This window comes from Falsiroseomonas sp. (genome assembly GCF_051860665.1).
In the GTDB taxonomy this organism is placed as follows: domain Bacteria; phylum Pseudomonadota; class Alphaproteobacteria; order Acetobacterales; family Acetobacteraceae; genus Falsiroseomonas.
In genome coordinates this window covers 48895-71608 of record NZ_JBHYDM010000014.1, presented here as the reverse complement: position 1 = coordinate 71608, position 22714 = coordinate 48895, and the positions used below count along the sequence as shown (strand labels likewise).

Genomic DNA, 22714 nt, shown 5'->3' with positions numbered 1-22714 from the left:
CAGCCGATTTACGCTTTCATGGCGATAGCCATGACGCCAGTTGCATCGGGATGAGACCGTGGACGAAAATGCCGAGACCCAGCCGCAACGCGCGCCCTATACGCGGCGGCTGTCGGACAAGATCCTGATCGCCTTCCACCAGGCCTGCGACCAGGGCGACCTGGAGACGGCGCGGATGCTGCTTGTCTGCTGCGAGACCGCCATGCGCAATTCGGCCCAGCCGATGCGCGACCGCCGGCGCGGCGCGGAGACGCTCTGCGCGGCGCATGAGCGCCTGTGGTTCCTGCGCAACAAGGACGCGGCCGGCGTCGCGGCGATGGCGGAGGTTGACTGAGCCTCAGCCTGGAAGGCCGGCCTCGCGCAGCGCATGCACCCGCAGCGCGCTGGCCAGCGGGAGGTCCGGGTCTGGCCGCGCCGCATCCACCCTGGCGACCAGCGCCGCCAGGCTCAGCGCCTGACGCGCCGCCAGCGCCTCCAGCGCCGCCCAGAAATCCGGCTCCAGGGCGACGGAGGTGCGATGGCCGGCCAGGCGGAAGGAGCGCTTCCGCAGATGCTTCACCCGCCGCCATCCAGCGTTCCGCCGGGGCGCAGCATATCCTCCGGCCTTACCCAGCGGTCGAAATCGGCCTCGGTCACATGGCCCAGCATCACAGCGGCGGCCTTCAGGGTGATGTCCTCGGCCAAAGCCTTCTTGGCGATGGCGACCGCCTTGTCGTAGCCGATCCGCGGATTCAGCGCGGTGACCAGCATCAGCGACTTCTGGAGGTTGTCGGCGATCCTCGGCCGGTTCGGCTCCAGCTTGTCCACCATATTCGCGGCGAAGCTCTCCGAAGCATCCGCCAGCAGGCCGATGGACTGCAGCACATTGTGGATGATGACGGGCTTGAAGACGTTCAGCTCCAGATGCCCCTGGGCGCCGCCGATGGTCACCGTCACATGATTTCCCATGACCTGTGCCGCCACCATGGTCAGCGCCTCGGACTGGGTCGGGTTGGTCTTGCCGGGCATGATGCTGCTGGACAGCCCATCGGCCGGGATCACTAGTTCGGAAATGCCTGCCCGCGGGCCGCTGCCGAGCAGGCGCACGTCATTGCCGATCTTGTTCAGCGAGACGGCCAGGGTGTTCAGCACGCCGGACAGCTCCACCAGCGCGTCATGCGCGCCCATCCCCTCGAAGGGATTTTTGGCGGCTGTGAAGGGCAGGCCGGTGAGCTCGGCCATGATGGCGGCAAAGGTTTCGGCGAAATCGGGATGGGTATTGAGCCCGGTGCCGGCCGCCGTGCCGCCCTGCGCCAGCGGCATCAGCCGCGGCAGCGCGTCCCGCAGCCGCGCCAGGCCCATCTCCACCTGGCAGGCCCAGGCGGCGGCTTCCTGGCCGAGGGTGACCGGCACCGCATCCATCATATGGGTGCGGCCGATCTTGACCACATCGGCCCATTCCTGTGCCCGCCGGTCCAGGCTCGCATGCAGCGTGCTGAGCGCCGGGATCAGCCGCCCCGCCACCGCCTCCGCCGCCGCCACATGCATCACGGTCGGAAAACTGTCGTTGGAGGACTGGCCGCGATTCACATGGTCGTTCGGATGAACCGGCTTGCGGCTGCCCAATGGCTGGCCGAGCGCGCGGTTGGCGAGGTTCGCCAAAACCTCGTTGGCATTCATGTTGGTCTGGGTGCCGGAACCGGTCTGCCAGACGGGCAGGGGGAATTCGGCGTCATGCCGGCCCGCGGCCACCTCCGCCGCCGCGCGGGCGATGGCTTCCGCGATCTCGGCCGGCAATTCGCCCAGCTTCGCATTCGCCAGCGCCGCCGCCTGCTTCTGCAGGCCCACGGCGCGGATCAGGCCGGGCGGGAAGCGTTCCGTCCCGATGCGGAACAGGCGCCGCGCGCGTTCGGTCTGCGGGCCCCAGAGGCGCTCGGCGGGGATCTCGATGGTGCCGAGACTGTCGGTCTCGGTGCGTGTGGCCTGGGTCATGCGGGTCTCCTTGGCCGGAGAGATGGGTGGGCGAGGCCCCGCATGCCCATCACGGCTGGTTATTCCGTGAATCGGTCGCCATAGGTCGCGATCTCGATCAGGTTGCCATCCGGATCGCGGCAATAGACCGAGGTGATGGGCCCCAGCGCCCCCTGCTTGGCCACCGGCCCCAGCTCCACCGTCACGCCGCAACTGCGCAGATGCTCCGCGATATCCTCGGCCGAGACGGTGACCACGAAGCACAGATCCTGCGTGCCGGGCTCCGCCACGACGGAGGAGAACCACTCCGCCTGGGTCGCGCCGCGCGGCCGAAGGTTGATCTTCTGGCCGCCGAATTTCAGCGCGACGCGCGGCGGCTCGCCGAAGCTGTCGCGCTCCATGCCCAGCACGCGCTGGTACCAATTGGCGGAGATCTCCACCTCGGCGCAGGTGATGACCAGGTGGTCCAGCCGGTCGACAGCGAAGCGCATGGGCCTACTTGTCCCCTTCGCGCCGGCGCAGCCGGGCCGTGACCTCGATCTCGATCCGCATCTCCGGCGCCTGCAGGCCCACCACCATCATGGTGGAGGCGGGGCGGGTGCGGCCCAGCCACTTCTTCACCACCGGCCAGCAGAGCGGCCAGTCCGCGCGGTCCGGCACCATGAAGGTGGCGCGCACCACATCATCCATGCGCCCGCCGGCCTGGCGCAACGCCGCCTCGATATTCCGGAAGGTCTGGTCGCATTGCTCGACCACGCCAGGGGCGATCGTCATGGTGGCATAGTCGTAGCCGGTGGTGCCGGAGACGAAGATCCAGTCGCCGTCGATGACGGCGCGCGAATAGCCGATTTCTTCTTCAAAACGGCTGCCGGAGGAGAAGCGGCTTCGGGCCATGCAGAGGTCGGTCCCCGGTGAGTGGCTGGCTGTCGCCGAAGCCATATCCCAGCGGCGCCGCGGCAGGAAGGGTTGCGTTCGGCGGCCCCCTGCAACCGAAGCGAAAACCGCGCCACCCCCGGATGCGCGGCGGGCCGGGCAGTGCCACTCTGCGGCCCGAACCGCCGCCCAAAACCGCTGCAAGGACTGCGCCGCATGAGCCTCCTCACCCGCCTCGCCCTGGCTGCCTCCCTTCTGGCGGGGGTTCCCACCGTGCAGGCGCAGACGCTGCGCATCGGCATCCAGTCCCCACCCAGCACGCTGGACCCGCACTGGCTGCTGAACCTGTCCAATACCGGCGCGCTGCGGAACATCTACGACACGCTGGTGGCGCGCGATGCCAGCATGGCGCTGAAGCCGGGCCTGGCCGAGTCCTGGCGGGTGGTGGATGACACGACCTGGGAGTTCAAGCTGCGCCCCGGCGTGCGCTTCCATGACGGCGCGCCGCTGACCTCGGCGGATGTCGCAGCCTCCTTCGCCCGGGTGCCGAATGTGCCGGGCAATCCGAACCCCTATACCATCTACCTGGCCGGGGTGACCGGGGTGGAGGTGGTGGACGACCTGACCTTCCGCATCCGCACCAGCGGGCCGACGCCGATCCTGCCCACCAACCTGACGCAAATCTTCATCGTGCCCCGCTCCGTCGCCGGTCTGGGCAATGCCGAGTTCAACGCCGGCCAGGCCGCGATCGGCACCGGGCCATTCCGGCTCGGCAGCTGGCGGGCCAACGATCCGCTGGTGCTGCGGCGGAACGAGAGCTGGTGGGGCGGCGCTGTCCCGTGGGACACCGTCAGCATGACGCCCATCCCGAACGACGCCGCCCGCGTGGGCGCGCTGCTGGCGGGTGATGTCGACTTCATCAACAACGTGCCGCTGCAGGATGTGGAGCGGATCCGCGGCGACCAGCGCGTGGCGCTTTTTGCCGGTCCCTCCATCTATGCCGTGAACATCTATCCGGATGTGGAGCGGGACGATGCCCCGGGCATCGAGGCCGGTGGCCGCAATCCGATGAAGGAAGTGCGGGTGCGCCGGGCCATGTCGCTGGCCCTGAACCGGGAGGGCATTTCCCGGACGATCCTGGAGGGGCTGGCCGACCCGACGGACCAGGCGGTGCCGCCCTTCATCTTTGGCGCGGTGGCGGACCGCCCGGTGCCGACGGCGGACCTGGCCGCGGCGCGGGCCCTGCTGGCGGAGGCCGGCTGGGGCCAGGGATTCGGGTTGACCCTGTTCTGCTCGCCGAACCGGACGCCGCGCATCTGCCAGGCCATTGCCGCCGCCTGGACCCGCATCGGCATCCGCACCTCGGTCGAGGTGGTGCCCCAGGCCAATTTCCTGCCGCGCCGCAACCGGCGGGACTACGGCGTCTTCGTCACGGTCTTCGGGTCGCTGACCGGCGAGACCTCCTACCTCATCGGCTCCCAGCTGCATCGCCGGGGCGTGGTGCCGGGTCTCGGCGCGCTGAATTTCACGGGGGCAGGGACGGAGGCGATGGACGCGCTGATCGACCGCGCCCGCGGCACGCTGGATGACACCGACCGGGCGCGCCAGCTTTCCGCGCTGGTGCGCCAGGCGGCCGATGAGGCGCTGATCATCGGCGTCGGCATCCTGCGTTCGGTGAACGCCGGGAAGGCCGGGCTCAGCTTCACCGCGCGGGCGGATGAGGAAGTGCAGGCGGTGGATATCCGGCCGCGCTGAAGTGGAGCGGTGACAATGTGGCACGCCTGGCCGTGGCCTTTCGCATCCCGGCTCAGCTTCCTGGCGCTTGTTGTTCTGCTGCCGGGAGGGTGCGCGCTGCATGCCTTCAGACCCTTGGTGGTCGAGACTGCGCGCGGGGTGTCACATCCCGTCCTGGAAGCTTGCCTGCGCGAGGTCGGAGAGCGTTTCGGCGCCTTCCAGCATCCCTGGCAAGATGCGGTCATGGCCTGCATCGGCGAGAGGTTGGCGGCGTTGCCGGTCGAGGCCTCGGATTGTCACCGCTCAGCAGAGACGTCGCGGCCCTGCACCGCCTGGATCGGTTTTCGCTTTAATGACCTCACCTTCTCGCACTTCACCGACAACCGCTATGAGATCGCGGTTGAGCGGCAGGCGGGCGGCGAGGTCACGGTTGAGCTGACCTCCCGGCAGTATTGGGATAACGGGAGATTCGTTGACCTGAAGCAGAGCGCTTCGTTCAGGCGGCCCTGATCCGGACGTCAGCCCGCCGTGCAGGCCGGAAGCGCACTGCGCTTGCGAGCCGTCGAGGCGGGGAAGCGCTCCAGCTTGCCCGCCGGCCGGATCGGCCGCGGCACCAGATTGCCGCCGCAATTCGGGCAGAGGCCGCCGGGCAGGCGCGTCGCGGCGCAGTCCCGGCACCAGGTGCATTCAAAGGAGCAGATCAGCGCCTCGGCCGAAGCGGGCGGCAGATCACGCCCGCAGCACTCGCAATTCGGCCGAAGCTCCAGCATGGCTATTCCAGGCCTTCGTAGAAGTCGTTGCCCTTGTCATCGACCACGATGAAGGCCGGGAAATCCTCGACCTCGATCCGCCAGACCGCCTCCATGCCGAGCTCCGGATATTCCAGCACCTCGACCTTGCGGATGCAGTCCTGCGCCAGCCGGGCGGCGGGGCCGCCGACGCTGCCCAGGTAGAAGCCGCCATAGGTCTTGCAGGCGTTCAGCACCGCCTTGCTGCGATTGCCCTTGGCCAGCATCACCAGCGACCCGCCGGCTTTCTGGAAAGCCTCGACATAGCTGTCCATGCGCCCGGCCGTGGTCGGGCCGAAGCTGCCGGTGGCGTAGCCCTCGGGGGTTTTCGCGGGGCCGGCATAATAGACCGGGTGGTTCTTCAGGTAGTCGGGCAGGCCCTCGCCGCGGTCCAGCCGTTCCTGCAGCTTGGCATGCGCGATGTCGCGCGCCACCACCACCGTGCCGGTGAGGGACACGCGGGTCTTCACCGGGTGCTTCGAAAGCTCGGCCCGGATCGCGTCCATCGGCTGGTTCAGGTCTATCCGTACCACGTCGCCGCCCAGGATCTCGTCCGTGGCTGCCGGCAGGTACTGCGCCGGGTCTTGCTCCAGCTGCTCCAGGAACACCCCCTCAGGCGTGATCTTGGCCTTGATCTGCCGGTCCGCGCTGCAGGAAACGCCGATGCCGATCGGCAGCGAGGCCCCATGCCGCGGCAGGCGAACCACCCGCACATCATGACAAAAGTACTTGCCGCCGAATTGCGCGCCGATGCCGAGGTTCTGGGTCAGCTTATGGACCTCCGCCTCGAAGGCCACGTCGCGGAAGGCGTGCCCGGCCTTGCTGCCCTCGGTGGGCAGCGCGTCCAGCCATTTGGTGGAGGCCAGCTTCACCGTCTTGAGATTCGCCTCCGCGCTGGTGCCGCCGATGACGATGGCCAGGTGGTAGGGCGGGCAGGCGCTGGTCCCCAGCGTCTTGATCTTGTCTTCCAGGAAAGCCAGCAGCTTGGTCCGGTTCAAAACGGCCCGGGTCTGCTGATAGAGAAAGGTCTTGTTGGCCGATCCGCCGCCCTTCAGGACGAACATCAGCTTCATCTCGTCGGCGTGGTGCTCGCCCGGCTCCGCCATGATGGAGAATTCCACCGGCAGGTTGTTGCCGGTGTTCACCTCGTCCCACATGGTCAGCGGCGCCATCTGGGAATAGCGCAGGTTGGTCTCGGTATAGGTGCGGTGGACGCCGTAGCTCAGCGCCTCCTCCTCATCGCCCTCGACCCAGACGCGCTGGCCCTTCTTGCCGAAGACGATGGCGGTGCCGGTGTCCTGGCACATCGGCAGCACGCCGCCGGCGGCGATATTCGCATTCTTCAGCAGGTCGAGCGCCACGAAGCGGTCGTTCGGGCTCGCCTCCGGGTCCTGCAGGATTTTTGCCAGCTGGGCCAGATGCGCGGGGCGCAGCAGGTGGGAGACGTCCTTGCAGGCGGCGAAGGCCAGCTCCTCCAGTGCCTGCGGCTTGATCTTCAGCACCGTCTTGCCGTCGCAGGTGGAGGTGCTGACACCCTGGATGTCCAGCTTGCGATAGGGCGTGGCATCCGCGCCCAGCGGGTACATCGGGCTGTAGCGGAAGGCGTCGGGCCGGGTCGGCGCGATCACGGGCGAATCGAGGTCGAGCGGTGCGGTCACGGTCATTCTCCGTGCACGCCATCGCCCGTGTCGGGGCGGGCGGCACATCGTTCAGCAGTGGGCCCAGGCAGAAGCGAAATCAGTCCCGCGCGGGGCGCCGGCGGAAGGCGTCCAGGCTGACCACCTGCGCCGGGGCCTCCGGCGCCGCGGCGGGGGCCTCGGGCTCGGCGGGCGCGGCTTCCTCGGCCGGGGCCTCCATCTGCGCCTGGAAGCGCAGGCCGTAGCGCACCGCGGGGTCGGCGAAGCCGGTCAGGGCGGCGAAGGGCACCAGCAGGGTGGCGGGCACGCCGCCAAAGTGCAGCCGCACGGTGAAGGTGCCGGCGGCGCGGTCCACCGCCAGGCCCTCATATTGGTGCTGCAGCACCACCGTCATTTCCTGCGGGTAGCGCGCCTTCAGATGGCCCGGCACGCGGGTGCCCGGATGGTCCGTGCGGAAGGTGATGTAATAGTGGTGCTCGCCCGGCAGGCCGGCGGTGGCCGCGAGTTCGAGCGCGCGCATGACCACTTCGCGCAAGGCGTCGTCGGTCCAGCGTTCATAGGGGATCAGGCTTTCGGCCGGGCGGGCGTCGTCGCTCATGCATGCATCCTTTGACCGGACCATAAGCCGGCGGGCAGGGACGCGAAAGAGGCGGGGCGGGTTGCAAGTCTCGGCAAGGTTCAAGTGGGGGGCTTCTGTTGCCCGGTGCCCCCCGAACCGCGCTTACCTTATTCAGGCAGCGAGTGCGTAAGCCTCGCGGCTATTGTCGTTCGCACTTAGAGATTAGCCCGATAACGGCGGTACAATGCCGGGCAAAAACGACCTCTTTACCACGCGCGTCGAAGCTGTTTCGCCCCCATGTTCTTCCGAGGAAGATTGGTGGAGGCGCCGGGCACTGCCCCCGGGTCCGCAACGATTATTCCAGGCCGCGTTTATCACCATAGTCGCCGAGGCGACACGACCTATGTAGGCGCATCGCCGCCCGAAATCCAGGGGTGCCCGCATCGGTCGGACAGGCTAGTGAAGCGCCACCTCTGATCGATGGACGACTCCGAATGGCGCTGACCGACGCCCAGCAGCAGGAAATCGAGGCCGCGCGCAGCGCCGCCCATGCCACCCGGCGGCCGACCGTGCCGGCCTTGGAAGACATGCTGTTCACCGCGACGCCGGTGCTCGACCACGGCTTCGTCCGGGTGGTGGACTATATGGGCGACGATGCCGCCATCGTGCAGGCGGCCCGCGTCTCCTATGGCCGCGGCACCCGCGCGGTGACCGAGGATCGTGGCCTGATCCGCTACCTGATGCGCCATCGCCACTCGACCCCCTTCGAGATGTGCGAGATCAAGTACCATGTGAAGCTGCCGATCTTCGTGGCGCGGCAATGGATCCGCCATCGCACGGCGAATGTGAACGAATACTCAGCACGTTATTCGATCCTGGACCGCGAATTCTACATCCCCGCGCCCGAGCACCTGGCCGCGCAATCCGCCATCAACCGACAGGGCCGTGGCGCGGTGCTGGAGGGAGACCAGGCCGCCCGCGTGCTGGACCTGCTGCGGGAGGATGCGACCCGGAACTACGACCACTACCTCGACATGCTGAACGAGGACGAGCAGGGCCAGCCGATCGACCCCGGCCGCGCCGGCCTGGCGCGGGAGCTGGCCCGGATGAACCTGACGCTGAACGCCTATACCCAGTGGTACTGGAAGACCGACCTCCACAACCTGTTCCACTTCCTGTCCCTGCGCGCCGATGCCCATGCGCAATACGAGATCCGCGTCTATGCCGAGGCGATGATGGCCAGCGCCGAGGCCTGGGTGCCGATCGCCGCCCAGGCCTTCCGCGACTACCGCCTGGGCGCCGTCACCTTCTCCGCCCAGATGCTCGGCATCCTGCGCCGGATGCTGGCGGGGGAGGCGGTGGACCAGGCGTCCTCCGGCCTCACCAAGCGCGAATGGCGGGAGCTGATGGAAACCCTCGGCCGTGGCGACTAGTCCGGCGGCGCGGCGCGGCCCGCGCCCACGCCCGGCTGCCGCCCGGCCGCGCGGCAAACCGGCGGCGGCCCCTCGGCTCGACTGGTTGACCCGCTGGTGGAAGGTGGCGCTGCTGGTGGCGCTGGTCACCATCGGCCTGCCCGTGGCGCACGCGCTCTTCGGCGAGGTCATCGCGCTGCTCGGCGGCGCCGTGCTCTTCGGCTTCCTGCTCGGCCGCTGGACCGCCGGGCTGTGAGCGACCGCACCGCCGCCCTGATCGATTTTCTGGCGCTGGCCGACCGCCTGAAGCACATCGAGCGCCGCGGCGAGACCGCCGATCCGAACGGCACCGCGCGGCGGGAGAATTCCGCCGAGCATTGCTGGAACGTGGCCCTGGTCGCCGTCCTGCTGCATGGCGAGATGCCGGAGCCGCGGCCGGACCTCGGCCACACGCTCGCGATGATCGCGGCGCACGATCTGGTCGAGATCGAGGCCGGCGACACCTTTGCCTATGACGAGGCGCATCTGCTGACCCAGGCGGCGCGGGAGCAGGCGGCCGCCGACGTGGTCTTCGGCCTGCTGCCCCCCGACCTCGGCACCCGGCTGCGCGGCCTCTGGGAGGAGTTCGAGGAGGGCCAGACCCCCGAGGCCCGCTTCGCCATGGCCTGCGACCGCGCCCAGGGTTTTCTCCAGGGCGTCATCGGCACCGGGCATTGGCGGGATGCGGGCATCGCGGAGGCCGCGACGCATGGCCGCATGAGCCCGGCCCGCCAGGTCGCCCCGGTCTTCGAGACGCTGATCGCCACACTCTATGACCGCGCCCGCGCCGGGCGCATGTTCGCCGAATGAGCATCCTCGTCTTCGGTTCGGCCAATACCGACCTCGTCTTCCGTGTCCCCGCCTTGCCCGCGCCCGGGGAGACGGTGCTGGGCCAGGGCTTCCAGCAACTTTCGGGCGGCAAGGGCGCCAACCAGGCGGTGGCCGCGGCGCGGGACGGCGCCGCTGTCGCCTTCGCCGGCTGCGTCGGGGAGGATGGGCTGGCCCTAGTGGCGACGCAGGCGATGCGGGAGGCCGGGGTGGATCTCAGCCGCCTTCTGGCGGTGGATGCGCCGACCGGCTGCGCCAGCATCTGCGTCGATGGCCAGGGCCGCAACCAGATCGCCGTCGCGCCCGGCGCCAACCTGATGACCCGCGCGGCGCAGGTGGAGGATGCGGCGCTGCATCCCGGCGTCATCCTGTTGATGCAGATGGAAGTCCCGGCCGAGGAAATTTCCGACTTGGTGCTGCGCGCTGCCGGCCTTGGTGCACAGTGCATCCTGAACCTTGCGCCACCCGCCGACCTGCCGCTGGAGGTGCTGCGCGCTTTGCACCTGCTGGTGCTGAACGAGCATGAGGCGGCGGTGCTCGCCACCCGCCTCGGCACCGAGGACACCGCCGCCGCGCTGCATGCCGCGCTCGGCATCGCGGTGGCGGTGACGCGCGGCGAGGCGGGGGCGGAGGCGGCGACCGAGGCCGGCCTCGCCAGCATGCCCTGCTTCCCCATCGTGCCGGTGGACACCACCGGCGCCGGCGATACCTGGTGCGGCGTGCTGGCGGCGGGGCTGGATCGCGGCCTGCCGCTGATCCAGGCGATGCGCCGCGCCGCGGCCGCCGCGGCGCTCGCCTGCACCCGCCCCGGCGCCGCCCCGGCCATGCCGGTGGCCGCCGAGACGGATGCGATGCTGGCTACGCGATGACGATCTTCGGCCCCTCCGCCGCGGCGGCGCCCTCCGCCAGCTTCGCCCGCAGCCGCGTCGCGATGGCCTGGTAGGCCTGCGCCTCCGGCGTCTCCGGCCGGGCGGCCACGATCGGCGTGCCGGCATCCGCCAGCTCCCGGATCGCCAGCTTCAGCGGCAGCTCGCCGAGGAATTCGACGCCCAGCCGCGCGGCCTCCGCCTTCGCCCCGCCATGGCCGAAGATATCGGTCTGGTGGCCGCAATTCGGGCAGCAGAAGAAGGCCATGTTCTCGATCAGGCCGAGCACCTTCACGCCCACCCGCTCGAACATCTTCACGCCCCTTCGCGCATCCAGCAGCGCCACATCCTGAGGGGTGGAGACGATGACGGCGCCGGCCAGCGGCACGCGCTGGCTCATCGTCAGCTGCGCATCGCCGGTGCCCGGCGGCATGTCGACGATCATGACATCGAGCGCCCCCCACTCCACCTGGCCCATCAGCTGCTCCAGCGCGCCCATCACCATGGGGCCGCGCCAGATCATCGGCGTCTCCTCCTCCACCAGGAAGCCGATCGACATGGCCTTCAGCCCCCAGCGGGACAGCGGAATGATGCGCTGCCCCTCGGTGCGCGGGCGCTCGCGGGTGCCGAGCATCTGCGGCAGCGACGGCCCGTAGATATCGGCATCCAGCAGCCCGACCTTCAGCCCCTGCAGCGCCAGCGCCACGGCCAGGTTCACCGCGGTGGTGGACTTGCCGACGCCGCCCTTGCCGGAGGCGACGGCGACGATGGCGCCGACATCGGGCAGCAGCATCTGCCCCTGGCCCGGTGTGCCGCCGGGTGGTGCCTTGCGGGCGGGGGCTGCGGGCTTCGGCGGCTCGGCCCGATGCGCGGTCAGCACTGCGGTGGCGGACAGCACGCCCGGCACGCTGGCGGCGGCGCGTTCGGCGGCGGCGCGCAGCGGCTCGCTCTCCCGTGCCCGTTCGCGCGGCACCTGCAGGGCGAATTGCACCATGCCCGCCTTCACCGTCAGGCCGTCCAGCATGCCGGCGCTGACCACGTCCCGGCCGCTCGCCGGGTCCAGCACCCTGCCCAGCGCGGCGCGCACCGCCTGCTCCAGCCCATCGCTCATTGCTTGAAAAGCCCTTTCTTCCTACGATATCGCGCCCGGCGGGCGGAGATCCGGTGCGCCCGCAGCCGAAGGCCGGCGCGCCGACGATCCCCGCCGGCGGTCCCGGCCGATTTTCCTGGTTCCGTCCCCTGGTGTAGTGTCCGGGTTACAGTTCGGACAGTTTCACCGGGGCATGCTCGCCCCCATATGGACCGTCGCCACGGTCGCCGCACCCCTCCCTTTGCCGGGTCGGGCGTGGCAATGTTTTTGCTGAGTTCGGAGGAGGCCTAAAGCCCTATGGCGTGGAACAACAGCGGCGGACCCAGCCCCTGGGGCAATCCCAGGCCCGGCGGTCCCTGGGGGCAGCCGCAGCCGCCTTCGGGCGGAGGCCAGGGCGGCGGCGGTGGCCGCGGACCCGATCTCGATGACATGATTCGCCAGGCGCAGGACGCGGCGCGGCGCATGCTGCCGCGCGGCATGGGCGGTGCCGGGCTCGGCCTGCTGGCGCTGCTGCTGGGGGGCGCCTGGCTCGCCTCCGGCATCTACCGTGTGCAGGCGGATGAGCAGGGCATCGTCCTGCGCTTCGGCGCCTACGTGGATACCACCCAGCCCGGCCTGCGCTACCACCTGCCCTGGCCGATCGAGAGCGTCACCACGCCGCGTGTCACCCGCATCAACCGTGTCGATGTCGGCTTCCGCGCCGCCGCCGATGCCGGCAACGTCGTCCGTCCGGTTCCGGCGCGCGACGTGCTGGAGGAAAGCCTGATGCTGACCGGCGACGAGAATATCATCGACATCGACTTCGCCGTCTTCTGGCGCATCCGCGACGCCGGCGAGTTCCTGTTCAACACGCGCACCCCCGAGGCCACGGTGAAATCCGCCGCCGAAAGCGTGATGCGGGAGGTCATCGGCCGCACGCCGATCCAGCCGGCGCTGACCGAGGCGCGCGCGCAGATCGAGCAGGCGGTGCGCACCGGCACCCAGGCGATCATGGACCAGTACCGCGCGGGGGTGGAGATCACCCAGGTGCAGCTGCAGAACGCGCAGCCGCCCGCCCGGGTGGTGGATGCCTTCATCGACGTACAGCGCGCCGGCGCCGACCGCGAGCGCGCGCGGAACGAGGCCGAGAGCTACCGCAACGGCATCATCCCCGCCGCCCGCGGCGAATCCCAGCGCCTGGTGCAGGAGGCCGAGGGCTTCCGGGAGAGCCAGATCTCCCGCGCCCGCGGTGAATCGCAGCGCTTCCTCTCCGTTCTGTCTGCCTACCAGGTGGCGCAGGACGTGACGGTGCGCCGCATGTACATCGAGACGATGGAGGAGGTGCTGCGCCGCAACCCCACCATCCTGATCGACAACAACCTGCAGGGCATGGTGCCCTTCCTGAACCTGGACAGCGCCCGCCCGAATCCGATTCAGCCGCAGCGCCAGGGTGGGCAGCCGATGCCGCAGCCCCCCGCGCCACCCACTGCGCAGCGCCCGGTGGGAGCCATCCGATGAACAAGCTCGTTGCCCTCGGCGCTGCCGCCGCCATCGTCCTGGTCCTGGCCGTCTCGACCCTCTTCACCGTGCACCAGACCCAGCAGGTGCTGATCACCCAGTTCGGCGCGCCGGTCCGCGTGATCCGCGAGCCGGGGCTGCACGCCAAGATTCCCTTCGTGCAGTCGGTGATCGCCTTCGATCGCCGCCTGCTCGAATTCGACGCGCCGGCGGAGGAGGTCATCCTCGGCGACCAGCGCCGGCTGAGCGTGGACAGCTTCACCCGCTATTCCATCACCGACCCGCTACGCTTCTACCAGACGGTGGGCGTGGCCGAATCCGGCATCCGCGGCCGCATCAACTCCGTCGTCACCTCCGCCGTCCGCCGGGTGCTGGGCAATGAGCCGCTGCTCTCGGTGCTGTCGAACGACCGCGCCCGGATCATGGGCGAGATCCGCCGCCTGGTGAACGAGGAGATGCGCGCCTTCGGCATCGAGGTGCTGGATGTCCGCATCCGCCGCGCCGACCTGCCGGAGCAGAACACGGACGCCATCCTGTCCCGCATGCAGTCCGAGCGGCAGCGCGTCGCCGCCGAGGAACGCGCCCGCGGCCAGGAGGAGGCGACCCGCATCCGCGCTGGCGCGGATCGCGAGCGCACCGTGCTGCTGGCGGAAGCCCAGGCGCAGGCCGATATCCTGCGCGGCCAGGGCGAGCAGGATGCGATCCGCATCTTCGCCGAGGCCTTCCAGCAGGACCCGCAGTTCTTCCAGTTCTACCGCAGCATGCAGGCCTATCGGGAAGCCTTCTCGGGTGGCGAGACGCGCCTGCTGATGTCGCCGGACAGCGAGTTCTTCCGCTTCTTCCGCGAAAGCATGCCGGCGAGCCTTTCCCCGCAGGGCAATGGCAGCCGCCCGGCACCGGCACCGGCACCGGCAGCCGCACAGGCCCCGGCGCCGGCCGCCCCCAGCGCCCCGCCGGCCGTGGTGGCGCCGACTCCCGCGCCGCAATAGGCGGTGCTGGACCTCCGCCATGTCCTCGCGGGCATGGCCGTCGTGCTGGCGGTGGAAGGGCTCTGCTACGCCCTCTTCCCCGCCGCGATGCAGCGGATGATTGCCAGCCTCGCCACCCTGCCGGAGCTGCGGCTTCGGCAGGGCGGGCTGGTGGCGGCGGCCATCGGGGTGGCGGCCGCCTGGATCATCGTCTCCATCTGAGGGGACGAGGCCGGGCGGCTGGTACCGAGCACCGGGCACGTGACGGGCTCGTCATGCCGCCCCGGGCTTCCGATTCACGCCTCCCATGCCAATCTCATGCATCATGCCGCCCCGGGCCCCGGCCCTGGTGTCGAGTCCATCCCGAAGAAGGTCGCCGCAATTGCGCTTTGCCCCCCTGATGATGGTAGCAGTGCTGGCCGCGCCGCTCGCCGCCCTGCCGCCGGCCCCCGCCTCCGCGCAGATCCCGCCGCCGGGCGCGCCCATGACATTCGCCCCCCTGGCGCAGCGCCTGCTGCCGGCGGTGGTGAATATCCAGACCAGCCAGGCCGCCGCCCAGGCCCAGGCGCAGCGCCGCCCCGGCGCGCCCGACGTGCCCCAGGCGCCGCCCGGCAGCCCCTTCGAGGAATTTTTTCGGGATTTCCTGGAGCGTAACCGGCCGCCCGGCACGCCCCCTGGCGGCCAGGCCCAGCCGAACCGGCCGCAGCCGCCGACGCGCCGCGGCCAGTCGCTCGGCTCCGGCTTCATCATCGACGCCTCCGGCATCATCGTGACGAACAACCACGTCATCGAGGGCGCCGACGAGATCAACGTGGTGATGTCCGACAATACCACGCTGCGCGCGGAGCTGGTGGGCGCCGACCCGCGCACCGACGTGGCCGTGCTGCGGGTGCGCCCGGAGCGGCCGCTGCCCTTCGTCACCTTCGGCGACAGCGACACGGCGCTGGTCGGCGACTGGGTGCTGGCCATCGGCAACCCCTTCGGCCTCGGCGGGTCGGTCACCGCCGGCATCGTCTCCGCCCGCGGCCGCGATATCCGCCAGGGCCTCTATGACGACTTCATCCAGACGGACGCCGCCATCAACCGCGGCAATTCCGGCGGCCCGCTGTTCAACCTGGCGGGCGAGGTCATCGGCATCAATACCGCGATCTACTCGCCCTCCGGCGGCTCCATCGGCATCGGCTTCTCCATCCCCTCCAACCTCGCCCGCAATATCGCCGCGCAGCTGCGCGATGTCGGCCGGGTGCGGCGCGGCTGGCTCGGCGTGAACATCCAGCAGGTGACGGATGAGATCGCCGAAAGCCTCGGCCTGCAGGGCGGCGCCCGCGGTGCGCTGGTGGCGCGCGCGCAGGAGGATGGCCCGGCGGCGGCCGGCGGCATCCAGGCCGGCGACGTGATCCTGCGCTTCAACGGCCAGGAGGTGCGGGAGATGCGCAACCTGCCGCGCATCGTGGCGGATACCGCGGTGGGCAGCCGGGCGCCGGTGGTGGTCTGGCGCGAGGGTCGCGAGCAGACGCTGACCGTGACGGTGCAGGAACTGCCCGCCGAGGCCGCCCAGGCCGGCGCCCAGGCGCCCGCGCCCGAGGCGCGGCCGCAGGCCCTGGAGCTCGCGGGCCTCGGCCTGAAGGTCGGCCCGATCACGGCGGAGGCGCGGGAGCGGTTCAGCCTGCGCCCGGAAAGCCGCGGCGTGGTGATCACCGAGGTCTCCCCCGGCAGCCCGGCCGCGGAGCGCGAGCTGCGCCCCGGCGATGTCATCGTGGAAGTGCAGCAGGAGCGGGTGAACACCCCGGCCGAGGTCCAGGCCCGGCTGGAGGCGCTGCGCCGCCAGGGCCGCGCCACCGCGCTGCTGCTGATCGAAAGCGCCCAGGGCCAGCGCTGGGTCCCGCTGCGCCTCGCCGCGCCGCGCGGCAGCCCGGGCTGACCGGACGGGGCTGAAAGACCAGGAACCCCCTCCCGCAAGGGTGGGGGTTTTTTCTTGGGCGCTCAGCCCTCCCGGAACTCCGCCCGCCGATAGCCCTGGGCATAAAGCAGTGCCAGCAGGTCCGTGTGGTCCACCCGGGCGCGGGCCGCCGCGGCCACGATCGGCTTGGCGCGGAAGGCGACGCCCAGGCCCGCGGCGCCGAGCATGTCGAGGTCATTCGCCCCATCGCCCACGGCCAGCGTCGCCGCCATGGGCAGGCCGTTCTCGCTGGCCAGCCGCGTCAGCGTGGCGAGCTTGGCGTTGCGGTCGAAGACCGGCTCGGCCACCTTGCCGGCCAGCTTGCCGTCCTCGATCAGCAGGATATTGGAGACGTGGTGATCGAAGCCGAGTTTTTGGGCGACGCGGCCCGTGAAGAAGGTGAAGCCGCCGGAGGCCAGGCAGCACACCGCGCCATTCGCCCGCATGGTGGCCACCAGGGTCGCCGCGCCGGGCATCATCTCCGTCGCCTGCCAGGTCGCCTCCAGCGCCGAGATGTCGAGGCCCGCCAGCATGCCGACGCGGGCATGCAGCGCCTGGGCGAAGTCCAGCTCCCCGTTCATCGAGCGTGCGGTGATGGCGGCGATCTGGTCCTTCAGCCCGGCATAGGCCGCCAACTCGTCCAGCGTCTCGGAGGTCACGATGGTGCTGTCCATATCGGCGACCAGCAGCCGCTTGCGGCGGCCCTCGGCCGGCTGGGCGATGGCATCCACCGGCGCATCCTCCAGCGCCGTGCGCGCGGCGGCGGCGGCCAATTCGGCCGGGGCATTGACGAAGGGGATGTCCACCGCCTCCGCCTCCGCCAGCCAGTCCGGCGCGCCGGGATTGGCGCCCAATGCCGACAGCGCCGCGCGGCAGCGGGAGACGAGGACGGATTCGAGGCCGCCGGGCGCGGCGACCAGGGTCAGGATATGGGGCATCGCCCCCGCCCTGTGCCATTGCGATGAGCGCAGCACAACCGCCCGCGATTCTGGTCGCGGGCCCGACCACCAGCGGCAAGAGCGCCCTGGCCCTCGCCCTGGCCGAACGCCTGGGCGGGGCGGTGATCAATGCCGATTCCATGCAGGTCTATGCCGAGCTGCGGGTGATCACCGCCCGCCCGACGCCGGCGGAGGAGGCCCGCATCCCGCACCTTCTCTACGGCGTCCGCCCGGCGGCGGAGGCCGGCACCGTGGCCTGGTGGCGGCAGGCCGCGCTGGCGGCCATGGACCAGGCCCGGGCCGCGGGGCGGGTACCGATCCTCTGCGGCGGCACCGGCCTCTATTTCCTCTCGCTGACCGAGGGGCTGTCCGCCATCCCGCCCGTCCCCGCCGCGGCGCGGGCCGAGGCACGCCGGCTGGCGGAGGCGGAGGGCCCCGCCGCGCTGCATGCGCGGCTGGCGGCGATTGACCCCGAGACCGCCGCGACCCTGCGCCCCAGCGACACCCAGCGGGTGACCCGCGCCTTCGAGGTCGCGACCGGCACCGGCCGCGGCCTGCGTGCCTGGCAGGCCGAAACCGGCACCGGCCCCGCCCCCTGGCGCTTCGCCGCCATCCTGCTGGACCCGCCGCGGGAGGCGCTGCGCGCGGCCATCGCGGCGCGCTGGCAGGCCATGCTGGGGCAGGGGGCGCTGGCGGAGGTGGCCGCCCTTGCGGAACAGCGGCTGGACCCGGCGCTGCCGGCCATGCGCGCGCATGGGGTGCCCGAGCTGCTGGCGCATCTGGCCGGGCGGATGACGCTGGAGGCCGCCTCCGCGCGGGCCATCCTCAACACCGGGCAATACACCAAGCGGCAGGCCACCTGGTTCCGGCACCACCCGCTCGCCGCCCTCACGCATAGCATCCATGCGCGCAGTGATGGACTCTCGCAACTTTCGGAAAGATTTTTGGGTGATCTGATGATGTTTGTTGATCCTGTCGTTGACGCGGCGCAGCACGGGGGTTAAGTGACCCAGGCCCGCGGAAGAGCCTCGGGCCAAGCGCCAGATACAGGAAAGCTCCCCGCCCCATGTCCGCCACCAGCCCGCAAGCCGCGACGCAGCCCCTGACGATGTCGGGCGCCGAGGTCGTCCTTCGTGCGCTGAAGGACCAGGGCGTCGAGGTCATCTTCGGCTATCCCGGCGGCGCCGTGCTGCCGATCTACGACGCGATCTTCCAGCAGAACGCCATCCGCCACATCCTGGTGCGGCATGAGCAGGCCGCGGTGCATGCGGCGGAGGGCTATGCGCGCTCCACCGGCAAGGTGGGCTGCGTGCTGGTCACCTCCGGCCCCGGCGCCACCAATGCGGTGACCGGGCTGCTGGATGCGCTGATGGACAGCATCCCGCTGGTCTGCCTGACCGGCCAGGTGCCGACGCATCTGATCGGCAACGACGCCTTCCAGGAAGCCGACACCACCGGCATCACCCGCCCTGCCACCAAGCACAACTACCTGGTGAAGCGGTCGGAGGACCTGGCCCGCGTGGTGCACGAGGCGTTCCACGTCGCCCGCAGCGGGCGGCCTGGTCCTGTCGTCATCGACCTGCCGAAGGACATCCTGATCAATAAGGCGCCCTATACGGAGGCGCCGCCGGCTGCCCAGCCGCACCGCTCCTACCGCCCGGTGACGGCGCCGGACATGGGCCAGGTGCGCAAGGCGGTGGCGCTGCTGAAGCAGGCGGAGCGGCCGGTGATCTATGCCGGCGGCGGCGTGATCAATTCCGGCCCCGAAGCCTCCCGCCTGCTGGGCGAATTCGCGCGGCTGACCGGCTTCCCGGTGACCAATACGCTGATGGGCCTCGGCGCCTTCCCGTCGCAGGACCCGCAATTCATCGGCATGCTGGGCATGCACGGCACCTACGAGGCGAACCTCGTGATGCATGGCTGCGACGTCATGCTGAACATGGGCGCGCGCTTCGATGACCGGGTGACCGGCAAGCTGTCCCACTTCGCCCCCAACGCGAAGAAGATCCACGCCGACATCGACCCCTCCTCCATCAACAAGAACGTCAAGGTGGAGGTGCCGATCGTCGGCGATGCCGGGCAGATCCTGGCCGCGATGATCCAGGTCTGGCAGGAGGACAGCCAGCCGCCGAAGCGCGAGGCCCTGGCCGCCTGGTGGCGCCAGATCGACCTCTGGCGCGGCAAGAACTGCCTACAGTACGTCCAGCAGGGCAAGATCATCAAGCCGCAGCATGCGGTGAAGCGGCTGTATGAGATCACCCGCGACTCCGGCCGCGACACCTTCATCACCACGGAGGTCGGCCAGCACCAGATGTGGGCGGCCCAGTATTTCGGCTTCGAGAAGCCGAACCGCTGGATGACCTCGGGCGGCCTCGGCACCATGGGCTACGGCCTGCCGGCGGCGATGGGCGTGCAGATCGCGCATCCCGACGCGCTGGTCATCGACATCGCCGGTGAGGCCTCCATCCTGATGAACATCCAGGAGATGGCGACGCTCTGCCAGTACCGCCTGCCGGTGAAGGTGTTCATCCTGAACAACGAATACATGGGCATGGTGCGGCAGTGGCAGGAGCTGCTGCATGGCGGCCGCTATTCGGAAAGCTATTCCGCCGCGCTGCCGGACTTCGTGAAGCTGGCCGAATCCTTCCACGGCGTCGGCCTGCGCGCCACCGAGGAAAGCCAGCTCGACGACGTCATCCGCGAGATGCTGGCGACGGACCGGCCCGTCATCGCCGATATCGCCGTGGCCAAGGACGAGAACTGCTTCCCGATGATCCCCTCGGGCGCTGCGCATAACGAGATGATCCTGGGCCCGGGGCAGGAGGGTGGCGTCGCCGGCGTGACGGATGAGGGCAAGGTTCTGGTCTGAACCTTCCGCCTCAACCCGCCGCCGCCCTTCGACCCCCTCCTGCTGAACTGCCGAATCCCATGTCTGACAACTCGGAAATCTTTCGCTCCGCGACCATCGCGGTGCTGGTGGAGAATGAAGCCGGCGTGCTCGCGCGCGTCATCGGCCTGTTTTCCGGCCGCGGCTACAATATCGAAAGCCTGACCGTCGCCCCGGTGGACGAGGATCGGCGCCTGTCGCGCATCACCGTCGTCACCTCCGGCACCGGGATGGTGATCGAGCAGATCAAGGCGCAGCTCGACCGGCTGGTGCCGGTGCACAAGGTCTCCGACCTGACCCTGGCCGGGCCGCACCTCGTGCGCGAGCTGGCGCTGGTGAAGGTGGTCGGCTCCGGCGACCATCGGGTGGAAGCGCTGCGCCTGGCCGATGCCTTCCGTGCCCGGGTGGTGGATGCGACGACCGAAAGCTTCGTCTTCGAGATGACCGGCAATGCCGAGAAGATCGATGCCTTCTGCGCGCTGATGCGCCCGATCGGCCTGGCGGAGGTCAGCCGCACCGGCGCGGTGGCCATCGTGCGGGGCAGCTCCGCGCTGACGGTCTGAAACTTTGCTGGCCTCCCCGCCGTTCGCATGGCGAACCGTTTCCGGAGCCCATGCCATGCGCCTCTTCGCCTGCCAGAATTGCGGCAACCTGCTGCATTTCGAGAACACCGCCTGCGAACAGTGCGGAAGGGCGCTCGGCTTCCTGCCGGAGGCCGGGCGGCTGACGGCCTTCGATCCGGATGACGGGCTGGCAATGCTCGACGGCGGCCGGAAGAAGCCCTGCGCCAATGTGGCGAAGGAGGCCTGCAACTGGTTCCTGGCCGAGGACGACGCCGAGGACTACTGCCCCGCCTGCCGGTTGAACGAGATGGTCCCGGACCTCTCGGTGCCCGAGAATCTGCCGCTGTGGCGGCGGATGGAGGCGGCCAAGCGCCGGCTGATCTATACGCTGGACCGTCTCCGCCTGCCGCATGCCGGGCCGGAGCTGCGCTTCTCCTTCCTCGCCGACCTCGACGGCCAGCCGCCCACCATGACCGGCCATGACGATGGCCATATCACCATCGCCCTCGCCGAGGCCGACGATGCCGAGCGCGAGGCGCGCCGCACCCGGCTGAACGAGCCTTTTCGGACCTTGCTCGGCCATATGCGGCACGAGATCGGGCATTGGTACTTTCTCGTCCTCGTGGAACGTGCCGGCCGCACCGAGGATTTTCGTGCCCTTTTCGGCGACGAGAGCACCGATTACGCCGCGGCCCTGCAGGCGCATTACGCCAGGCCGCCGAACGACGACTGGCGCGGCGAATTCATTTCCGCCTATGCCGCGGCGCATCCGCATGAGGATTGGGCGGAGTGCTTCGCCCATTACCTGCACATGGTGGACAGCCTGGAGATGGCGACCAGCTTCGGCATGAAGATCAACCCCGTGCTGGACAAGCAGGGTGTGCTGGAGACGGAGCTGGACTTCAGCCCCTACAGGGCGGGCATGGAGGAGATCCTCAATGCCTGGACGCCGCTGACCATTGCCATGAATGCGATGAACCGCTGCATGGGCACGCCGGACCTCTACCCCTTCGTGCTCAGCGCGCCGGTGGCGCGCAAGCTTGGTTTCATCCACGAAGTGGTGCATCACCGCCCCGATCAGGGGCAATAGCGCCCCCAACCGGGGCAACCGAAGGAAGCTGCGACGATGCGTGTGTATTATGACCGCGATGCGGATGTGAATCTGATCAAGGCCAAGAAGGTCGCGGTCATCGGCTTCGGCAGCCAGGGCCATGCCCATGCCCAGAACATGCGCGACAGCGGCGTCACCGACGTCGTCATCGGCGCGCGCCAGGGCGGGTCCTGGAAGAAGGCCGAGGCCGCCGGCTTCAAGGTGATGACCCCGGCCGATGCGGCCAAGTGGGCCGATGTGGTCATGGTGCTGACCCCGGACGAACTGCAGGGCGACCTGTACCGCGACCACCTGCACGCCAACCTGAAGCCCGGCGCCGCGCTGGCCTTCGCGCATGGCCTGAACGTGCACTTCAACCTGCTCGACCCGCGCGCCGATATCGACGTCTTCATGATCGCGCCGAAGGGCCCCGGCCACACCGTGCGCGGCGAATACCAGAAGGGCGGCGGCGTGCCCTGCCTGGTGGCCGTCCACCAGAACCCCTCGGGCAATGCGCTGGAAATCGCGCTGTCCTACGCCTCCGCCATCGGCGGCGGCCGTTCGGGCGTGATCGAGACGACCTTCAAGGAGGAATGCGAGACCGACCTGTTCGGCGAGCAGGTGGTGCTCTGCGGCGGCCTAGTCGAGCTGATCAAGGCAGGCTTCGAGACGCTGGTGGAAGCCGGCTACGCCCCCGAGATGGCCTATTTCGAGTGCCTGCACGAGGTGAAGCTGATCGTCGACCTGATCTATGAGGGCGGCATCGCGAACATGAACTACTCGATCAGCAACACCGCCGAGTATGGCGAGTATGTCACCGGCCCGCGCATCATCACCTCCGAGACCAAGGCCGAGATGAAGCGCGTGCTGAACGACATCCAGACGGGCAAGTTCGCGCGCGACTGGATGCTGGAGAACAAGGTGAACCAGGCCTCCTTCAAGGCCACCCGCCGCCGCCTGGCCGAGCACCCCATCGAGGAAGTCGGCGAGAAGCTCCGCGGCATGATGCCCTGGATCAAGACCAACCAGCTGGTCGACAAGGCCAAGAACTAAGGC

25 protein-coding genes and 1 other RNA gene are annotated in these 22714 nt (G+C 69.7%); 16 read left to right on the top strand and 10 right to left on the bottom strand.

Annotated features, from left to right (window positions below):
• Positions 1 to 58 precede the first annotated feature (58 nt).
• Positions 59 to 334, top strand: a complete 276-nt coding sequence (locus ACTIF1_RS15650) for a hypothetical protein (RefSeq protein WP_439597367.1) — start codon at positions 59 to 61, stop codon at positions 332 to 334.
• A gap of 3 nt (positions 335 to 337) precedes the next feature.
• Here the strand turns inward: ACTIF1_RS15650 and ACTIF1_RS15645 are convergent, their stop codons facing one another.
• The 4 genes from ACTIF1_RS15645 to ACTIF1_RS15630 are packed head-to-tail and all read right to left on the bottom strand — an operon-like array spanning position 338 to position 2844.
• A complete protein-coding gene (locus ACTIF1_RS15645) occupies positions 338 to 559 on the bottom strand; it encodes a ribbon-helix-helix domain-containing protein (RefSeq protein ID WP_439597366.1) in 222 nt (73 codons plus the stop codon).
• Positions 556 to 1971 (bottom strand): class II fumarate hydratase, encoded by a 1416-nt coding sequence (fumC, locus tag ACTIF1_RS15640; RefSeq protein WP_439597365.1) that lies wholly within the window; start codon positions 1969 to 1971, stop codon positions 556 to 558. Before fumC ends, ACTIF1_RS15645 begins: the two co-directional genes overlap by 4 nt.
• Positions 1972 to 2030: 59 nt before the next feature.
• The gene (locus ACTIF1_RS15635) at positions 2031 to 2441 is read right to left on the bottom strand and encodes a VOC family protein (RefSeq protein WP_439597364.1); all 411 of its coding nucleotides are present in this window, start codon (positions 2439 to 2441) and stop codon (positions 2031 to 2033) included.
• Positions 2442 to 2445: 4 nt separating this feature from the next.
• Positions 2446 to 2844: a RidA family protein gene (locus tag ACTIF1_RS15630; protein ID WP_439597363.1), complete on the bottom strand. Its 399-nt coding sequence runs from the start codon at positions 2842 to 2844 to the stop codon at positions 2446 to 2448.
• A gap of 195 nt (positions 2845 to 3039) precedes the next feature.
• On the opposite strand from ACTIF1_RS15630, the gene ACTIF1_RS15625 reads away from it, so the two are divergent.
• Complete coding sequence (locus ACTIF1_RS15625; protein ID WP_439597362.1) at positions 3040 to 4578, top strand: ABC transporter substrate-binding protein; 1539 nt, start codon at positions 3040 to 3042, stop codon at positions 4576 to 4578.
• A gap of 15 nt (positions 4579 to 4593) precedes the next feature.
• Positions 4594 to 5067, top strand: coding sequence for a hypothetical protein (locus tag ACTIF1_RS15620; protein WP_439597361.1), 474 nt, complete (start codon positions 4594 to 4596; stop codon positions 5065 to 5067).
• An 8-nt stretch (positions 5068 to 5075) separates the two neighbouring features.
• Here ACTIF1_RS15620 and ACTIF1_RS15615 read toward each other — a convergent pair whose 3' ends face one another.
• The 4 genes from ACTIF1_RS15615 to ssrA all read right to left on the bottom strand — a co-directional run bounded on the left by ACTIF1_RS15615 (position 5076) and on the right by ssrA (position 7976).
• Positions 5076 to 5327 (bottom strand): DUF1272 domain-containing protein, encoded by a 252-nt coding sequence (locus ACTIF1_RS15615; RefSeq protein WP_439597360.1) that lies wholly within the window; start codon positions 5325 to 5327, stop codon positions 5076 to 5078.
• Between the two features lie 2 nt (positions 5328 to 5329).
• On the bottom strand, positions 5330 to 6931 hold the full coding sequence (locus ACTIF1_RS15610) for a fumarate hydratase (protein WP_439597422.1): 1602 nt from the start codon (positions 6929 to 6931) through the stop codon (positions 5330 to 5332).
• A 151-nt stretch (positions 6932 to 7082) separates the two neighbouring features.
• Positions 7083 to 7604, bottom strand: a complete 522-nt coding sequence (locus ACTIF1_RS15605) for an SspB family protein (RefSeq protein ID WP_439597359.1) — start codon at positions 7602 to 7604, stop codon at positions 7083 to 7085.
• A gap of 59 nt (positions 7605 to 7663) precedes the next feature.
• Positions 7664 to 7976: a transfer-messenger RNA gene (gene ssrA / locus ACTIF1_RS15600) on the bottom strand.
• A gap of 59 nt (positions 7977 to 8035) precedes the next feature.
• Between ssrA and thyX the strand changes: the two genes are divergently transcribed.
• The 4 genes from thyX to ACTIF1_RS15580 all read left to right on the top strand — a co-directional run bounded on the left by thyX (position 8036) and on the right by ACTIF1_RS15580 (position 10689).
• On the top strand, positions 8036 to 8974 hold the full coding sequence (gene thyX, locus ACTIF1_RS15595) for an FAD-dependent thymidylate synthase (protein WP_439597358.1): 939 nt from the start codon (positions 8036 to 8038) through the stop codon (positions 8972 to 8974).
• An 85-nt stretch (positions 8975 to 9059) separates the two neighbouring features.
• Positions 9060 to 9209, top strand: a complete 150-nt coding sequence (locus ACTIF1_RS15590) for a hypothetical protein (protein ID WP_439597357.1) — start codon at positions 9060 to 9062, stop codon at positions 9207 to 9209.
• Positions 9206 to 9802 (top strand): HD domain-containing protein, encoded by a 597-nt coding sequence (locus ACTIF1_RS15585; RefSeq protein WP_439597356.1) that lies wholly within the window; start codon positions 9206 to 9208, stop codon positions 9800 to 9802. The genes ACTIF1_RS15590 and ACTIF1_RS15585 overlap by 4 nt, the downstream gene beginning before the upstream one ends.
• The gene (locus tag ACTIF1_RS15580; protein WP_439597355.1) at positions 9799 to 10689 is read left to right on the top strand and encodes a PfkB family carbohydrate kinase; all 891 of its coding nucleotides are present in this window, start codon (positions 9799 to 9801) and stop codon (positions 10687 to 10689) included. Before ACTIF1_RS15585 ends, ACTIF1_RS15580 begins: the two co-directional genes overlap by 4 nt.
• On the opposite strand, the gene ACTIF1_RS15575 is transcribed toward ACTIF1_RS15580, so the two are convergent.
• Positions 10679 to 11797 carry a P-loop NTPase gene (locus ACTIF1_RS15575; RefSeq protein WP_439597354.1) on the bottom strand — a complete coding sequence of 373 codons (1119 nt, stop codon included), beginning with the start codon at positions 11795 to 11797 and terminating at the stop codon, positions 10679 to 10681. The two genes, ACTIF1_RS15580 and ACTIF1_RS15575, sit on opposite strands and share 11 nt — an antisense overlap.
• Before the next feature lie 408 nt (positions 11798 to 12205).
• Here ACTIF1_RS15575 and hflK point away from each other — a divergent pair, with 408 nt between their 5' ends.
• The 4 genes from hflK to ACTIF1_RS15555 all read left to right on the top strand — a co-directional run bounded on the left by hflK (position 12206) and on the right by ACTIF1_RS15555 (position 16162).
• Positions 12206 to 13273 carry an FtsH protease activity modulator HflK gene (gene hflK, locus ACTIF1_RS15570; RefSeq protein WP_439597353.1) on the top strand — a complete coding sequence of 356 codons (1068 nt, stop codon included), beginning with the start codon at positions 12206 to 12208 and terminating at the stop codon, positions 13271 to 13273.
• On the top strand, positions 13270 to 14262 hold the full coding sequence (hflC, locus tag ACTIF1_RS15565; protein WP_439597352.1) for a protease modulator HflC: 993 nt from the start codon (positions 13270 to 13272) through the stop codon (positions 14260 to 14262). Before hflK ends, hflC begins: the two co-directional genes overlap by 4 nt.
• Positions 14263 to 14265: 3 nt before the next feature.
• Complete coding sequence (locus ACTIF1_RS15560; protein WP_439597351.1) at positions 14266 to 14463, top strand: DUF2065 family protein; 198 nt, start codon at positions 14266 to 14268, stop codon at positions 14461 to 14463.
• Between the two features lie 178 nt (positions 14464 to 14641).
• Positions 14642 to 16162, top strand: a complete 1521-nt coding sequence (locus ACTIF1_RS15555) for a DegQ family serine endoprotease (RefSeq protein ID WP_439597350.1) — start codon at positions 14642 to 14644, stop codon at positions 16160 to 16162.
• Positions 16163 to 16224: 62 nt separating this feature from the next.
• On the opposite strand, the gene serB is transcribed toward ACTIF1_RS15555, so the two are convergent.
• The gene (gene serB, locus ACTIF1_RS15550) at positions 16225 to 17118 is read right to left on the bottom strand and encodes a phosphoserine phosphatase SerB (RefSeq protein ID WP_439597349.1); all 894 of its coding nucleotides are present in this window, start codon (positions 17116 to 17118) and stop codon (positions 16225 to 16227) included.
• A 23-nt stretch (positions 17119 to 17141) separates the two neighbouring features.
• Between serB and miaA the strand changes: the two genes are divergently transcribed.
• The 5 genes from miaA to ilvC all read left to right on the top strand — a co-directional run bounded on the left by miaA (position 17142) and on the right by ilvC (position 22711).
• A complete protein-coding gene (gene miaA / locus ACTIF1_RS15545) occupies positions 17142 to 18122 on the top strand; it encodes a tRNA (adenosine(37)-N6)-dimethylallyltransferase MiaA (RefSeq protein WP_439597348.1) in 981 nt (326 codons plus the stop codon).
• Between the two features lie 62 nt (positions 18123 to 18184).
• Positions 18185 to 19987, top strand: a complete 1803-nt coding sequence (locus tag ACTIF1_RS15540) for an acetolactate synthase 3 large subunit (protein ID WP_439597347.1) — start codon at positions 18185 to 18187, stop codon at positions 19985 to 19987.
• A gap of 59 nt (positions 19988 to 20046) precedes the next feature.
• Positions 20047 to 20568: an acetolactate synthase small subunit gene (ilvN, locus tag ACTIF1_RS15535; RefSeq protein ID WP_439597346.1), complete on the top strand. Its 522-nt coding sequence runs from the start codon at positions 20047 to 20049 to the stop codon at positions 20566 to 20568.
• Between the two features lie 55 nt (positions 20569 to 20623).
• Positions 20624 to 21658, top strand: a complete 1035-nt coding sequence (locus ACTIF1_RS15530; RefSeq protein WP_439597345.1) for a zinc-binding metallopeptidase family protein — start codon at positions 20624 to 20626, stop codon at positions 21656 to 21658.
• A 36-nt stretch (positions 21659 to 21694) separates the two neighbouring features.
• On the top strand, positions 21695 to 22711 hold the full coding sequence (ilvC, locus tag ACTIF1_RS15525) for a ketol-acid reductoisomerase (protein ID WP_439597344.1): 1017 nt from the start codon (positions 21695 to 21697) through the stop codon (positions 22709 to 22711).
• Positions 22712 to 22714: the final 3 nt, after the last annotated feature.

Excerpts from the sequence above, each read along its gene's own strand:
- fumC (WP_439597365.1), bottom strand. The coding sequence starts at position 1,971 with ATGACCCAGGCCACACGCACCGAGACCGACAGTCTCGGCACCATCGAG.
- ACTIF1_RS15635 (WP_439597364.1), bottom strand. The coding sequence starts at position 2,441 with ATGCGCTTCGCTGTCGACCGGCTGGACCACCTGGTCATCACCTGCGCC.
- ACTIF1_RS15630 (WP_439597363.1), bottom strand. The coding sequence starts at position 2,844 with ATGGCCCGAAGCCGCTTCTCCTCCGGCAGCCGTTTTGAAGAAGAAATC.
- ACTIF1_RS15625 (WP_439597362.1), top strand. The coding sequence starts at position 3,040 with ATGAGCCTCCTCACCCGCCTCGCCCTGGCTGCCTCCCTTCTGGCGGGG.
- ACTIF1_RS15620 (WP_439597361.1), top strand. The coding sequence starts at position 4,594 with ATGTGGCACGCCTGGCCGTGGCCTTTCGCATCCCGGCTCAGCTTCCTG.
- ACTIF1_RS15615 (WP_439597360.1), bottom strand. The coding sequence starts at position 5,327 with ATGCTGGAGCTTCGGCCGAATTGCGAGTGCTGCGGGCGTGATCTGCCG.
- ACTIF1_RS15610 (WP_439597422.1), bottom strand. The coding sequence starts at position 6,931 with ATGTACCCGCTGGGCGCGGATGCCACGCCCTATCGCAAGCTGGACATC.
- ACTIF1_RS15605 (WP_439597359.1), bottom strand. The coding sequence starts at position 7,604 with ATGGTCCGGTCAAAGGATGCATGCATGAGCGACGACGCCCGCCCGGCC.
- thyX (WP_439597358.1), top strand. The coding sequence starts at position 8,036 with ATGGCGCTGACCGACGCCCAGCAGCAGGAAATCGAGGCCGCGCGCAGC.
- ACTIF1_RS15580 (WP_439597355.1), top strand. The coding sequence starts at position 9,799 with ATGAGCATCCTCGTCTTCGGTTCGGCCAATACCGACCTCGTCTTCCGT.
- ACTIF1_RS15575 (WP_439597354.1), bottom strand. The coding sequence starts at position 11,797 with ATGAGCGATGGGCTGGAGCAGGCGGTGCGCGCCGCGCTGGGCAGGGTG.
- hflK (WP_439597353.1), top strand. The coding sequence starts at position 12,206 with ATGATTCGCCAGGCGCAGGACGCGGCGCGGCGCATGCTGCCGCGCGGC.
- hflC (WP_439597352.1), top strand. The coding sequence starts at position 13,270 with ATGAACAAGCTCGTTGCCCTCGGCGCTGCCGCCGCCATCGTCCTGGTC.
- ACTIF1_RS15555 (WP_439597350.1), top strand. The coding sequence starts at position 14,642 with ATGATGGTAGCAGTGCTGGCCGCGCCGCTCGCCGCCCTGCCGCCGGCC.
- serB (WP_439597349.1), bottom strand. The coding sequence starts at position 17,118 with ATGCCCCATATCCTGACCCTGGTCGCCGCGCCCGGCGGCCTCGAATCC.
- miaA (WP_439597348.1), top strand. The coding sequence starts at position 17,142 with ATGAGCGCAGCACAACCGCCCGCGATTCTGGTCGCGGGCCCGACCACC.
- ACTIF1_RS15540 (WP_439597347.1), top strand. The coding sequence starts at position 18,185 with ATGTCCGCCACCAGCCCGCAAGCCGCGACGCAGCCCCTGACGATGTCG.
- ilvN (WP_439597346.1), top strand. The coding sequence starts at position 20,047 with ATGTCTGACAACTCGGAAATCTTTCGCTCCGCGACCATCGCGGTGCTG.
- ACTIF1_RS15530 (WP_439597345.1), top strand. The coding sequence starts at position 20,624 with ATGCGCCTCTTCGCCTGCCAGAATTGCGGCAACCTGCTGCATTTCGAG.
- ilvC (WP_439597344.1), top strand. The coding sequence starts at position 21,695 with ATGCGTGTGTATTATGACCGCGATGCGGATGTGAATCTGATCAAGGCC.